Below are 13,678 nucleotides of genomic sequence, written 5' to 3' on the forward strand. Positions count from 1 at the left end.
ATGGTATTTTTCGAGATGGTAAAAACCGCACTTAAAACTGTCATTCACCGGCCGGCAACAATCCTCTACCCCGCGCAGGCTGCTAAAAAGACTCCGATCTCCCGGGGCCACGTGGTCTTTGACGGGAGCAAATGCATCTCCTGCAGTCTCTGCCAGAGGAAATGTCCCTCGCAGGCAATCGTGCTCGACAAGGAAGCGAAGAGCTGGCAGATTGACCGGTTCCGCTGCGTGGTCTGCAACTCATGTGTCGATACCTGCCCCACTAAGTGTCTCTCCATGGATACCCAGTACACGGCACCGGTATCGGTACGGGGTGTGGAAGTCTTCACGATCACGTACGTGAAACCGCCCAAGCCCGAAAAAAAGGATGAACCCAAACAATAATTTCTTCTTTTTTTCGAAGAATTTCAAAGAACGCTGACGGATTCTTCTCATTCATGAATTTCACGGTGCTCTCGTCTTCGGAGTTCGAAGAAGTTCGTCAGGACTTCGAGATAGAGAAGGAAGGCGCAAGCCGACCTTCGATCTTCGAAGAACGCTGATGCGTTCTTCTCATCCTCGCGGTTTTGATAAACCGTTCCGATTCCCAAACCTTTATGCTCTCTGTTGTGATAAGATGAAATCATTGAGTAAAGAATGGAAATCACCTGCTATGTAGTGGGATTACCAACAAAATCAGCATGAAAACCGGCATTCTGCCGCAGAATGGCGGGGGATTGCAGGTAACCCCCGGAAGATTACCATGACCGATCCTTCCCGTTCTGTTAACCTATTGTTGAAGAGAGTACGGGTCTATTTTCACTCAGCGTTTTTTTCACTGCACCGGGGAACGGCTCCTGTTCCACCGGCAGACCGGCACCGGGATCACGGCAGGGGTGCGTGATACCCGATGCCAGGACCTGACTTCATTATCGTGCTTGCAATCGGCGTGGCGACAGTCGCCATGGCACTGATCGCGGTGTTGCAGAAAAACCTCATCCGGGCAGTGATTGCATTCGCGGTCTCAAGTACAGGTCTTGCAACCTTGTTTTTCGTGCTGTCATCCGCGTACGCCGGTGCCCTTGAGCTTACGGTCGGCGCGGGCCTTGTGGCAGTTCTCTTACTCGTGGCCCTCGTCCTCGCGGGTGGCGAAGAGGAAAAGGTGCGCACATGAATGCAAAAAATGCCTGTGCGCTGTTCTTGGGGGTGGTCTTTCCCCTTCTTTTTATTATCATCGTGATCCCGCATTTTGCTTCCTGGCCGGTCACACCCCCTCAGGTGCTTAGCGCAGGTGAAGCCCTGTGGAAAGGGCGCACGTACGAGGTGATCCTCCAGGGTTTCATTATGCTCGCCGGAGTCATGTCCATCCTCCTGCTCCTTGGCCTGAATTATTCCCGGAGGATGCCACCATGATCCCCGCTTTTGCGCCGGTGATTATGGTCGTTGCCGGTGCACTCTTTGCCATCGGGCTTGCAAGCCTGATTGCCCGCTGCAATCTGATCAAAATGGTCATGGGGCTCGAATTCCTCGGAAAAGGCGTCAGCCTGCTCTTCGTTCTCGGGGGGTATCTTGCCGGTGACGTGGGGGTGTCCCAGGCTGTGGTCATCACCCTGATCGCCATCGAGGCAGTCGTCGCGGGCGTCGCGCTGGCACTGGTCATCCTGCTGCGAAGGGTGTACAAGACCTTCGATATTGCGGCCATCTCCCGGCTTTCACGGGGAGGTGACCTGTGATGGATGTCCAGCCGTGGATGCTTGTCCTCATCGTGGCTATACCGTTTATCGGGACCGGCTTTGTGATACTTCTGCACAACCGCCCGGATGCCCGTGAAGCCGCATCGCTTGCATCTGCTGTCCTGACGTTCCTCTTCTGTGTCCTCGCCCTTCCCTCGGCATTTACAGCTCAGGCGGTCTCCACGCAGGCCCTCTCCATCCTCCCCGGTCTCTCCCTCCAGTTCACTGCCGATGCCCTCGGCCTCCTGTTTGCGTGCCTCGCCTCACTGCTCTGGATCATCACGACCGTGTACAGTATCGGCTACATGCGTGGCCTCAGGGAACACGCCCAAACGCGTTACTATGCCTGCTTTGCACTCTGTATCGGGTCGGTCATGGGGATTGCACTCTCCACCAACCTCTTCTCACTGTTCGTGTTCTACGACATCCTTGCCATGGCCGCATATCCTCTCGTTGTCCATACCGAGACGCCGGAAGCGCTTGCAGCTGGGATGAAATATCTTATTTACACCCAGGCTGGGGGCGTTGCAGTCCTCGCGGGGATCATGGCCCTGCTCGCTATGGGAAATACCCTTGACTTTGTTGCCGGCGGCAATCCCGGCATCGCAGCCATTGCCCCCGGCTTTGCCCGGCTTGCCTTTTTCCTCCTCATGGCAGGTTTTGCCGTCAAGGCAGCACTTGTCCCGGTTCACGGGTGGTTGCCGAGCGCCATGGTCGCCCCGACTCCGGTCAGCGGGCTCCTGCATGCCGTTGCCGTCGTGAATGCCGGTGTTTTCGGGCTCCTCCGCGTTATGCTGTACCTGTACGGGCCCAGCCTGATGGCGGGCCTCGGCCTTCAGAACATCGTCATTGCAGCAGCAGTCATCACGATTATCGTCGGCTCTCTCCTTGCGCTGCTGCAGGATGACTTCAAGCTCAGACTCGCGTACTCCACGGTCAGCCAGCTCAGTTACATGATCCTGGGCGCTGCCGTGCTGGTGCCGCCCGGGATATCCGGGGTCTCCGACGCGGGGAGGGCTGCCGCCATAATCGGGGCGACCTATGCATTCTGTGCCCATGCGTTCGGCAAGCTGACCATGTTTTTTGTTGCCGGTGCAGTGGCCGTGGAAACGGGGAAGAAAAAGATCTCTGAGCTTGACGGTATCGGCCGGAAAATGCCATGGGAGTTTGGTGCCTTCACCCTTGCCACCCTGAGCATGGTGGGGCTGCCTCCCATGGCCGGGTTCATCGCGAAATACTATCTCTCGCTGGGAATTGGCGGAGGAACTATCAGTATATGGTGGATCCTTTTTATCCTCATTTCAGCGAGCGTCCTGAACCTTGCGTATTTCCTGCCCATCATCATGCGGGCATTTTTCCGGCCGTCCGAAGGTGAAATACCACCGGTCCGCATGACACTCCGTGTCCCGATACTCGTGACCGCGGCAGGAGCACTGGTGCTTGGCCTCTGGACTGCGTACCCTCTCAGCCCGTTCGCACTCTGTGCCCAGGTTGCCGCGAGCGTGACCCATACTGCGGTGCTCGCATCGGGAACCCTGGCACTTGGCACTGCGGTCCCGCCATTCCTGATCTTCCTTATCGGTGCACCGCTCGTGCTGGCACTGAAGGGGCGTGCACGGCAGGCCGGGCTCATTGCGCTCGGCGGGCTCGCCCTTGCTGATGTCCTCCTCCTCCCCGGGGGGGCCTTTGCCGGCACGGCTGCTCTTGGCGTGATGCAGTGGGATCTCCCCTTTGCCGGGTATACCCTGATCCTCCTGAGAGTTGACAGCCTCTCGTACCTGACGGGGGTCATCTTTGCGATCATCACGTTCCTCGCAATCCTCTATGCCGCAGCCGTTGCAGCACCCCGTCTCCACCTTTTTGCCCTGCTCTATGCCGGCGCCTCGCTCGGCGTGGTCTTTGCAGGGGACTGGATCACCCTCTTGATCTTCTGGGAGCTCATGGCGATCACCTCGACGTTCCTCATCTGGCAGGAAGGCGGGGAAGCGATCCGGGCGGGATACCGGTACCTCCTCTTCCATGGTCTCGGGGGGGCCCTCCTTTCTGCCGGGATCGCCCTGCTCTTTTTAGGGGGAGGCTCCCCCCTTGTCGGGCCTCTTGCCGGCATTCCCAATGCGAGCTACCAGCTGTGGGCAACCGTCCTGATCATCCTGGGTACCGGCGTGAATATGGCGTTCATCCCGCTGCATACCTGGCTTCCGGATGCCTATCCCCGGGCCAACTTCGTCGCAAGCGTCTTCCTGTGCGTCTACACCACGAAAGCAGCGGTGTATCTCCTTGCACGGGCACAGCCCGGCACGGAATATATTGCCTTTATGGGGGCGCTCATGGCCGTGTATGGCGTAACATTTGCCGTCTTCCAGAACGATATGCGCCGTCTCCTCTCGTACCATATCATCTCCCAGGTGGGTTATATGGTCGCCGGGATTGGGATCCTGGGATGGCTGGGAGCAGCAAGCGGGATCGGGCAGCTCGGCCTGGACGGCGGCATGGCCCATCTCGTCAACAATATCCTCTACAAGACGCTCCTGTTCATGGCAGTCGGCGTGATCATATGGAAGACCGGTGAGAACCTGCTCAGCCGCATCGGCGGGCTCCAGAAAAAGATGCCGGTCACGGCGTTTGCCTTCTGGATCGCGGCATTCGCGATATCAGGAGTACCGCTCTTCAACGGCTATGTGTCCAAGGGGATGGTGCTCATGGCCGCGGAAAACACCAGTTTCTGGCTCTGGGCACTCCTTGAGATCGCGTCCTTCGGGACATGCCTGTCCTTCCTCAAGCTGGGATATTTCGCATTTTTACGTCCGGGCAGCTCCGAGGCCTCGGACCCGCCGCTTCTCATGCAGGCCGGCATGCTCGGTGCTGCAGCATTATGCATCATCATCGGCATATTCCCGCAGATCCTCTACGGTATCCTGCCCTACCCGACCACGTACCTGGCATATGACCCGGAGCATCTGGCCAGTGCTCTCCTGGTCCTTGGCGCTGCCGTGCTCTTCTTCTTTGCAGTCGGGCGGAAGATCCTTGAGCCTCATGAAACGCAGGTCAGGGATATTGACGTGGCGTATGTGGGACTGGCTCATGGCATCACCGCCTTTGCTGGCGGCCTCCAGGAGCTTTCCGTTTGGGTCTACCGCTGTGCCGTCGCAGCAGCTCTCACCCTCTTTACTGTCGGAAAGTATGCCATGAGTATGGAAAACCGTGATGCGAACTGGAACCTCGCCATATTCGGGAGCGTCCTTATCGCCCTCATCACCGTGGTCATTCTGGGGGTGGGCTTGTGATACCCGCTGATATTGCCGCTGCCACTCCCCTTGTTGTTGCAATGTGTGGCATAGCGATCTATTTCATCACGAAAATCCTTCCGCGGAACCTCCGCCACTGGAGCGGGACGCTGACCGCTCTGATACTCCTTGGCACCTTCTTTATCCTGTTATCCGTGATTGCCCGGCATGCCACACTCACCCATCTCTCGTTTACCGGCATTACCGGAGGACTTCTTGTCACGGGGATTGGTGCTGTTTCAGCATGGGCTTCCGAAGGGAGCCTTGACCCGAAAGGGCCGGTCCACCTGTATTACCCGCTCTTCCTCTTTGCACTGGCCGGTGCGATGGCCATCGGGTTTGCAAACGACCTCTTCACCATTTTTGTCATGGTCGAGCTGTCGGCCATCCCGGTATATGCCCTGTGCGCCTACCGGCACAAGGAAGACCCGGCAGCGCTCTCGTCGGCCATGAAGTACATGCTGCAGGGTGTCGTAGGGACGCTGACCGCCCTCTTCGGGGTGGCAATCCTGTACCTCATCGGGCATACCCTGAACCTGTCAGAACTCCCCAAAGCCCTTGCCGGTGCAGACCCGTCGCTTGTCATATTTGCAGCCATCCTGATCCTGCTCGGGTACGGGGTGAAACTGGCGATTGTCCCGCTGCACACCTGGCTTCCGGATGCCTATGCCCGGGCACCTGTTGGTGTTACCGCGATCATGGTGGGCCCGACAAAGATAGGCGTCCTGATTGCACTGTTCCTTACCCTCTCTGCCCTGCCTGCCGGCGGTGGTATTCCCAGGACCCTTGGCATCATCGTCATTTTTTTTGCCGTTCTGACCATGACCGTGGGAAATCTCCTTGCGCTCAACCAGCGGGATCTCCGGTATCTCCTTGCCTACTCGAGCGTGGCCCAGATGGGATATATCCTGCTCGGGTTCGGGATCGGCATGGTCTATAACCTGCCCCTGGGGTTTATCGCCGGCCTCTATTATGCCATCGCGTATGCGATGATGAAAGCGGGAGCGTTCATTGCCGCCGATGTGTTTGCAACCGATGCAGGATCGTTTGACACGGATAAGATGAAGGGCCTGGGGGCCCGGCACCCGTTCTTGGGCATCTCCTTTGCAATATTCATATTCGGGCTGATCGGTGTGCCGTTCACCAACGGGTTCCTGGGGAAGATGCTCCTGGAGCAGGCAGGCATGGTCACGTCCATGATGAGCGGTGTCGTCCTCGCGCTCATCCTCGCGCTGAACAGCGCCCTCTCTCTCGGGTACTATGTTCCGGTGATCTCGACACTGATGTTCTCCAGCGCGGAGAGAGGCCAGTGCCCCGTCCGTCTGAAACCAGTTCCCCTCGGTGCCCTTACAGCCGTGGTATTTCTCGCGATTGTCACGGTCTATTTCGGGCTTTTCCCGGAGTCGTTTAACTGGATCTCGCATGCATCGGAACAGATATTCACGTGGGGGGTGGCATGAATGCAGCTGTGGGATCTCATGGCGTCACCCATCACCATCATGGCGGATACTCTTGTGATCGGGTGCCTGATTTACTGGTGGTCCCGCACCGTTGCACCGGCATCGGTACCATCCGTCAACAAGACCATGCCCTACGTCGGCGGCGAGGTTGCAGTGGCGCAGGTCTGGCAGCCCGGTTACCAGTTCTTCTACGTGGCCCTGTTCTTCACGGTCGTGCACGTGGCAGCACTCGTTCTTGCAACCTCTCCCCCCGATGCACCCCTCTGGGGGCCTCTCGGGTACCTGGTCATCATGGCGGTTGCGGTAACGGTCCTGAGGTGGGAGTAATGAGCACATGCATTCATCTGTATACCGGTGTCCCGAACGGGCAGCCACAGGACGTCCGGGGTTTCCGGCTCAATGCCGGCGGAAATGTCCCGATCCATGGGTTTATATTTTCCCACGGAGGTGATGATTAACCATGGCAGTCCCGGCAGCCGGCCTGAGCCAGCGTCTCGTGAACTGGGCGCGGATGAAATCACCGTGGATTACGGTCTTCAACAGCGGTGCCTGCAATGCCTGCGATATCGAGATTATTGCGTGCCTGATGCCCCGCTTCGATGTCGAGCGTTTCGGGATCCTTGTCAAGGGCTCGCCCCGGCACGCGGATATCCTGATCGTCACCGGCCACGTCACGCTGAAACAGGCGTCCCGCCTGCGCCGTGTCTGGGAACAGATACCCGAGCCGAAATATGTGATCGCCATGGGTGCCTGCGGTGCGTCAGGGGGGGTATTCCACGGCCTGTACCACATGATGGACTGTGTTGACAGAGTAATCCCCATTGATGTCTATGTCGCCGGCTGCCCGCCTCGCCCGGACGAGATCATCAATGGCGTCGTGACATGCCTGAACCTTTTCCACGAGGATGCGGCCCATGGCGGGAAGGAGTGGCGGCAGAAAAAGGCGGTCCCGGTTACCGGCACGGACACAACAACCTGTAAGGTGGTACCATGACCGGCCCGCTGACGCTGGCCATGGTCGCTGGGAAGATGAAGGAGTTCGGGAATTCGGAACTGGTCCGGAAAAACCGTATCAGGATAACAACGACACCGGACAAGGTTCATGATACGATAAGGGCGGTCCAGGCCATGTTGGGGTGCGACCGCCTGATTACGATCAGTGCCGTGGATAACAGCAGGACGCTTGAACTGATCTACCATCTGACCGGCCCTCACCGCATGATCATTTCTATCGCCATTGAACTTGAGCGGGATCAGCCGGCGATCCCGACCAGCTCCGATATTCTCCCCCCGGCGGCGATCTACGAACGGCAGATCCACGACCTTTTCGGCATCGTCTTTACCGGCAACCCCAACCTGAACCGGATCATGTTAAATGAGGACTGGCCGGTGGACGAATATCCCCTGCGGAAGGATTGGAAGCCCGGCCCGGATACCTTCTACGGGGGCATAAAAGTGGAGAGGACCTGAAATGCCTGAGGTTGTTGTCTCCATCGGCCCGCATCATCCCGCCCTCAAGGAACCGGTGAATTTCAAGGTTGTTGTCGATGGTGAAAAAATTGTACGGCTCGAACTTGACCTTTCGTATAACCACCGGGGAGTCGAGAAGGCCGCTGAACAGCGTGACTTTATCAGGGTCCTCCCCCTCATGGAGCGGGTCTGCGGGATCTGCTCCCATTCACACTCAACGGCATTTGCCAAGGGAATCGAAGAGCTGATGCAGCTGGAGATCCCGCCACGGGCCCAGTACATCCGTACGATCATCGCCGAGCTGGAGCGGATGCACAGCCACCTTCTCTGGCTGGGAGTGGCTGCACATGTCATCGGGTTCAATACCCTCTTCATGTGGACATGGCGCGACCGCGAAGCGGTCCAGGATACGGTCGAGGAGATGAGCGGGAACCGCGTCCACTATGGCATGAACGAAGTCGGGGGTGTTCGCCGTGACCTGACGCCCGCCCAGGTGACTGCCGCCCTGGAGCGACTGCCCAATCTCGAAGAACGGATAAAAAAATACGTGGACATGGTGAGCAGCGAGGAGACCATGCTCATCCGGTTCCGGGGTGTCGGCAAGCTCTCAAAAGAGGAGGCTCTCAGGTACGGGACGGTCGGGCCGACGGCACGCGCAAGCGGTGTGGACTATGATACCCGGAAGGATGACCCGTACCTTGCCTATGCAGATGTGCCCTGGAACGTGGTGACCGATACAAAAGGGGACGTCTATGGCAGGACGCGTGTCCGCATAGGGGAACTCTGGGAGAGCCTCAGGATTGTCCGCTATTGTCTTGAAAATCTCCCGGAAGGGCCCATCCGTGTACCTGCACCGAAAAATGCGCCGAACGGGGAGATACTCTCCCGGTACGAAGCGCCAAGGGGAGAGCTGGTGCACTTTATCCGGACAAACGGGACTGACAAGGTGGAACGTGTCGATATCCGCACGCCGACCCTGGCAAACTGGACCTCGGTGGCGATATGCCTTGTCAACCAGAACCTTGCTGACTTACCCGTGATTGTTGCCGCGATCGATCCATGCCTGTCGTGCACATCACGGATCACGCTTCTGGACAACCAGTCTAAAAAAACTGGAGTTATGAGCTTTGATGAGTTGATACGGCGCAACCGCTTCCACGATCAGCGGCAGGTGTGATCATGACTGACCCCGTGTCCGGATTGATCTACATCTTCATCTTCCCGGGCTTTCTCTTCCTTTTTCTGTATGCCCTGTTCCTCGCGTTCCTGGATCGCAAGATCGCGGCCAGGATGCAGCAGCGGGTAGGCCCGCCGTTTTTCCAGCCGTTTGCGGATTTCATCAAGATGCTGGGGAAGGAGGTCATTGATCCGGCCGGCGTGGACCGGGTGATATTCGATGCAGCACCCCTTGTTGCCCTCGCAGCGGTCATGACTGCATATCTCTACGTCCCCATTGTCGGGAACAGCCCGCTCGCATTCCAGGGCGACCTCGTTGTCGTCCTCTATCTCATGTCGCTCCCGACCATCGTGCTCTTCCTGCTGGGCTGGCTCTCCCGGAACATCTTCTCTGCCATTGGCGGGATCCGGGCTGTCACCCAGCTCTTTATTTACGAGGTACCGTTCTTCCTTGCTCTTATGACCCCGGCCCTGATGGCCGGCACCTGGTCAATCTCGGAGATCGTTACCTGGCAGCAGAAAAACATGTGGTTTGTCTTTCTCCAGCCTATTGGTTTTATTGTTGCATTGATCGGGCTCCAGGCAAAACTGGAGAGGACGCCGTTTGATATTCCCGAGGCAGAGACCGAGATTGTTGCCGGGCCCTGGACAGAGTTGACCGGGCGGCGACTCGCCATCATGGACCTGACGGTCGATGTATCGTTTGTCGTCGGGAGCGCACTGGTCGCGGCCCTCTTCCTTGGCGGCCCTCTGATCCCGTGGGCGGTTACACCGGCTTGGCTTGAAGTGGTTATCGGCTTTTTCCTGTTCCTTGCAAAGACCCTTGCCGTGCTCCTCATACTGTCCTCAATAAAAGTGGCAACCGGCCGTATCCGGATCGACCAGCTGAACGATATAGGCTGGAAATATATCGCCAGCGCCTCCATCGTGCAGGTCGGGATCGTGCTCGTCATGAACTATCTCTGGGTGTACGCATGAGCGTCCTGCGGGAGATGTTTGAAAACCTCCTGTCACGGCCGATCACGATCCTCTACCCGAAGGTGAAAGTCCCGATCCCGGGGGCATTCCGCGGGAGGGTTGCCATTACCGATGAGAAATGCATCGGGTGTTCGAAGTGTTCCCTTGTCTGCCCGGCCCGGGCCATCACCATGATCGACGGACCCCGGGATGTCGAATTTAAGGGAAAAAACCTCGCCCGGAAGAAACGGCCGCAGGTAAAATTGTACAAGTGCATCCGCTGCGGCCTCTGTGAGCGGCACTGCCCGACCGGGGCGATAGAGCTGAAGCATGAATTGTCAATCTCGGGTACCGACGGGGAAGTCGTGGTAACGTAATGGAGAATGCGCCCCCGCTCTCTGAGACCCTGCAGAGCAGGATAAAAAATGCCCGCAGGCTGGCGATAATCGGTATCGGGGACGAATTCATCCCCGCGGATCGGCTGGGGATGTCCGTAGCGCGGGAGATTGAACAGCGACAACTCCCGGACATCAGGTTTTTTTTGGCCGGTACCGTACCGGAGAGTATCACCGGCCCCCTCCGCAGGTATCAGCCGGAACATGTGCTTTTCCTTGATGCTGCAGATATGGGTGCACGACCAGGTACTATTGCCGTCATCGAACCGGGACAGATCCAGGCCAGCCTCGTCTCGACGCATGTCCTCCCGCTCTCGGTGGTGATGGAGTATGTTGAACGGGAGACCGGGGCAGGGGTTACCCTGCTGGGGATCCAGCCCGATCTCACAGGAGCTGATAAAGACCTGTCAGATGCAGACAGGAAATACATGAACCGGAACCTCCGGGTATTAGCAGAAGTGCTGCGAAACCGATAGCAATCTGTGCAGCGGGTTTTTAAAGAAACACTCCGTTAATGGAGTATTGTGAAAAAAAGAAACATCTGTACCAGCCTCTCTCGATGATCTGTGTGACAGGGTTTATGCGTTTGACGAGATCAAGGTGTATTTGATGAAAAAATACCATCTCGGAGGATTTGTTTTCTATCTCTTGCGGGCTGGCTGCTGATCGGTAAGCTGAACCTGGCAAAAATCGGTGCATGAAATTAAGAACCATTGAACCGGAGTCGTGCAGGTGCCCGGGAATATTCCCCTCACTTCGGTTCGCTTCATATCTTTATCTATAAATTTTCAATTCTCTGGATTTTGTTGTCAACAACACTCAGTTTTTCCATGAGAATGTTAAGTCCTGCTTTAACATCGTCGATAATCGTTGCGCCGGTAATAACTATTTTTCCCGATGAGAAGAGAAGAAATACGATCTTGGGATCAGAAATCCGGCAAACCAGTCCAGGAAACGCTTCCGGTTCATATTCAACCTGCTCAGTATCCATTAATGCCGTTGTAATCCTGACCAGATTGAGGGGGAATCCAAGATCATAGGTGCAGACTATATTGGTGACTTTGATCTGCGGATTATCCTTGCAGGATATTCCTGCCTCTTTGAGGTTTTGCAGAAGGTTTTGTAATGCCACGGGAATATCTTCTGACCTATGGTGACCCGTAAGAACAACTCTACCTGATGAAAAAATAAGGGCCGCGGATTTCGGGTTTTGCATATGAAATACCGCACCGGGAAACTTCTTTTTCGTGAATGTACAGTTTGGGATATTATTTCCAATGAATTCCAGATCGATTGATTCTGCAATCGACCCTGCAGAGACGATATTTTGGATTTTTAATGAGCTGTTCTCACTCTTTTTCATGTAGTAAATTGGGCGGAAGTACCTATATATCAATAACTTTGCAGACATTAGATTGGAGGAGTGCCCATTTTTGTATCTTTATTTTTTAAAAAAAATTTTAAATTAGCTTAACTGCACCACATGCCACGGTCCGGATGCACCAGATCAAATTGATGCAATTCGACATTGATCGCGATTAAAAATGCCTGAAACTGCCAGAAGTTTCAGCAGCCGCTTGGGGGCGGCTTTTTCAAACGCGATCACTTTTGCGTTTTGATCGCGATCAAACGCGGTCCGGGAACCCTCAGTGAATTGGTACATGGCGCTCGGGAAAACTGCCGAACCATGATTCTTACGCGAAACTGAACGTTTCCGGTACCAGCGTCTGCAGATCGACAACCACCGCGAGCGCCGGGGTTGGGTTCACGTTCATCTGTTTCTGGAATAAGGTCTGGGACTGCCACGTACCGGCATTGATCCCGAGCACGCCACGGTAGTTTGTGATCCCCTTGATGTGGACGTGGCCGGTATGGAGGATCTCGGGCAGCGGATCGATGATCAGCCGGTCGGTCTTGCCGGCGGCGATCGGCGTTCGCCGGCCATACGCGGGTGCGAGGTGGCGGCGGATCAGCATCTCCTCCATCATCAGCCCGCTCTGCTCGTAAGAGGCCCCGGGGATCAGGCCGATCATGTCATCGATGGACCTGCCGTGGTACATCAGCACCCGGACGCCCTGGAGGTTGACGACCGCCGGGTTCTCGACGAGCGTGCAGTTGGCCGGGAATTTTTTCGTGAACGCGTCCGGGATCACGGGTTGGGGTTCTGCGCCCCGCACTACGTCGTGGTTGCCCGGTGATGCAATGATCTTCATCCGTGACGGGAGTTCGGAGAGCATGGCGCCGAACGCATCGTACTGCTCGTAGATGTTCTTGATCGTCAGTTCGCTCTCCTGGTTCGGGTAGATGCCGATACCGTCAACGAGGTCCCCGGCGATGAGGAGGTACCCGAAATCGGAATCCGAGAGCCAGTCCGCGAACCGGTTCCAGGCCCCCTCAAGGAAGGTGTTGCTGCCCACATGGACATCCGAGATGAAGACCGCTTTTCCCGGCTGTTCGCTCCGGAAGGGAGTGTTGTCGATGCGGATGTCCGGGCGGTAGAGCTGCTCTGCGAAGAAGAGGCGCCCGTCATTCGAGAGCTTGCCTTTTACTCCAATCACCTCATCGTAGATGATACGCTGAGCATCTGCAAATACCGGGAGGTCTTTCCGGAAGAGCACGGATATGCTTGCGGATGAATCCTCGATCTCGGCGATACGGTGGCCGTTCGTTGTGTTCTTGACCTCCGCGACCATGCCGATGACGGTGCATTCCTCCTGACGGTAACGGGTGCTCCGTATCAACCCTTCAATAGGCATCGCGCCCACCCGGCTCCGGATCATCCCGCCAAGCCGGGCATAACGGTCCCGGAAATAGTGGAGGTAATCACTGGTCCCATTCACGCAGCCCGAGGTGCCTGCGCTGCCGCTCACGACCTCGACACTGGGATCGATGAGGAACCGTGTCCCGTCACGGGTCGGGTGGATGCCCGGGATGTACTTGGCGGAGACGACAATGGTGTCCTTTGGCACCCCCGCAATGATGCGCTCGATCAGGTCCGGCTCGTTGTTTTCCAGGATATAGCGGACCACTTCGGGATGGACCTGCAGTTTGGTATCGAGGAACCGGTGGGTGATCTCCTGCGCATCAAGCATACCAGATTATTGGTTCCCGTTAAAATATAGACTGTTATTCTGGCATGGCACCGGGCTGGCGGTGAAAACGGCCGGGCTGCCTGATATGGTTGATAACCTTGCCCGGTACACCTTGTACTACATCACAGGCTC

Annotated in this window: 15 protein-coding genes; 13 read left to right on the forward strand and 2 right to left on the reverse strand. The window is 56.7% G+C overall.

Annotated features, from left to right (window positions below; genetic code table 11):
• The 13 genes from ABSG49_RS01195 to ABSG49_RS01255 all read left to right on the forward strand — a co-directional run bounded on the left by ABSG49_RS01195 (position 1) and on the right by ABSG49_RS01255 (position 10,930).
• Complete coding sequence (locus ABSG49_RS01195) at positions 1 to 384, forward strand: 4Fe-4S dicluster domain-containing protein (protein WP_424024268.1); 384 nt, start codon at positions 1 to 3, stop codon at positions 382 to 384.
• Between the two features lie 505 nt (positions 385 to 889).
• Positions 890 to 1,153, forward strand: coding sequence for a hypothetical protein (locus ABSG49_RS01200; RefSeq protein WP_424024269.1), 264 nt, complete (start codon positions 890 to 892; stop codon positions 1,151 to 1,153).
• The gene (locus ABSG49_RS01205) at positions 1,150 to 1,392 is read left to right on the forward strand and encodes a hypothetical protein (protein ID WP_424024270.1); all 243 of its coding nucleotides are present in this window, start codon (positions 1,150 to 1,152) and stop codon (positions 1,390 to 1,392) included. The genes ABSG49_RS01200 and ABSG49_RS01205 overlap by 4 nt, the downstream gene beginning before the upstream one ends.
• Complete coding sequence (locus tag ABSG49_RS01210; protein ID WP_424024271.1) at positions 1,389 to 1,712, forward strand: NADH-quinone oxidoreductase subunit NuoK; 324 nt, start codon at positions 1,389 to 1,391, stop codon at positions 1,710 to 1,712. Before ABSG49_RS01205 ends, ABSG49_RS01210 begins: the two co-directional genes overlap by 4 nt.
• Positions 1,712 to 4,996 carry a Na(+)/H(+) antiporter subunit D gene (locus ABSG49_RS01215; protein ID WP_424024272.1) on the forward strand — a complete coding sequence of 1,095 codons (3,285 nt, stop codon included), beginning with the start codon at positions 1,712 to 1,714 and terminating at the stop codon, positions 4,994 to 4,996. The genes ABSG49_RS01210 and ABSG49_RS01215 overlap by 1 nt, the downstream gene beginning before the upstream one ends.
• A complete protein-coding gene (locus ABSG49_RS01220; RefSeq protein WP_424024273.1) occupies positions 4,993 to 6,456 on the forward strand; it encodes an NADH-quinone oxidoreductase subunit N in 1,464 nt (487 codons plus the stop codon). The genes ABSG49_RS01215 and ABSG49_RS01220 overlap by 4 nt, the downstream gene beginning before the upstream one ends.
• Positions 6,457 to 6,783, forward strand: coding sequence for a hypothetical protein (locus ABSG49_RS01225; RefSeq protein ID WP_424024274.1), 327 nt, complete (start codon positions 6,457 to 6,459; stop codon positions 6,781 to 6,783).
• 133 nt (positions 6,784 to 6,916) lie between these two features.
• Positions 6,917 to 7,450 (forward strand): NADH-quinone oxidoreductase subunit B family protein, encoded by a 534-nt coding sequence (locus tag ABSG49_RS01230; protein WP_424024275.1) that lies wholly within the window; start codon positions 6,917 to 6,919, stop codon positions 7,448 to 7,450.
• Entirely contained in the window at positions 7,447 to 7,926 is a 480-nt protein-coding gene (locus tag ABSG49_RS01235; RefSeq protein WP_424024276.1) for an NADH-quinone oxidoreductase subunit C, read from the forward strand. Before ABSG49_RS01230 ends, ABSG49_RS01235 begins: the two co-directional genes overlap by 4 nt.
• A 1-nt stretch (position 7,927) precedes the next feature.
• The gene (locus ABSG49_RS01240) at positions 7,928 to 9,103 is read left to right on the forward strand and encodes a hydrogenase large subunit (RefSeq protein WP_424024277.1); all 1,176 of its coding nucleotides are present in this window, start codon (positions 7,928 to 7,930) and stop codon (positions 9,101 to 9,103) included.
• 2 nt (positions 9,104 to 9,105) lie between these two features.
• Entirely contained in the window at positions 9,106 to 10,080 is a 975-nt protein-coding gene (locus ABSG49_RS01245; RefSeq protein ID WP_424024278.1) for a complex I subunit 1 family protein, read from the forward strand.
• Positions 10,077 to 10,436, forward strand: a complete 360-nt coding sequence (locus ABSG49_RS01250; RefSeq protein WP_424024279.1) for a 4Fe-4S binding protein — start codon at positions 10,077 to 10,079, stop codon at positions 10,434 to 10,436. Before ABSG49_RS01245 ends, ABSG49_RS01250 begins: the two co-directional genes overlap by 4 nt.
• The gene (locus ABSG49_RS01255) at positions 10,436 to 10,930 is read left to right on the forward strand and encodes a hydrogenase maturation protease (RefSeq protein ID WP_424024280.1); all 495 of its coding nucleotides are present in this window, start codon (positions 10,436 to 10,438) and stop codon (positions 10,928 to 10,930) included. The genes ABSG49_RS01250 and ABSG49_RS01255 overlap by 1 nt, the downstream gene beginning before the upstream one ends.
• 302 nt (positions 10,931 to 11,232) lie before the next feature.
• On the opposite strand, the gene ABSG49_RS01260 is transcribed toward ABSG49_RS01255, so the two are convergent.
• Entirely contained in the window at positions 11,233 to 11,817 is a 585-nt protein-coding gene (locus tag ABSG49_RS01260) for a TATA-box-binding protein (RefSeq protein WP_424024281.1), read from the reverse strand.
• A gap of 331 nt (positions 11,818 to 12,148) precedes the next feature.
• Positions 12,149 to 13,546 carry a DNA-directed DNA polymerase II small subunit gene (locus ABSG49_RS01265; protein WP_424024282.1) on the reverse strand — a complete coding sequence of 466 codons (1,398 nt, stop codon included), beginning with the start codon at positions 13,544 to 13,546 and terminating at the stop codon, positions 12,149 to 12,151.
• Positions 13,547 to 13,678 lie beyond the last annotated feature (132 nt).

The sequence above is a fragment of the Methanoregula sp. genome (genome assembly GCF_049510175.1).
Lineage (GTDB): Archaea > Halobacteriota > Methanomicrobia > Methanomicrobiales > Methanospirillaceae > Methanoregula.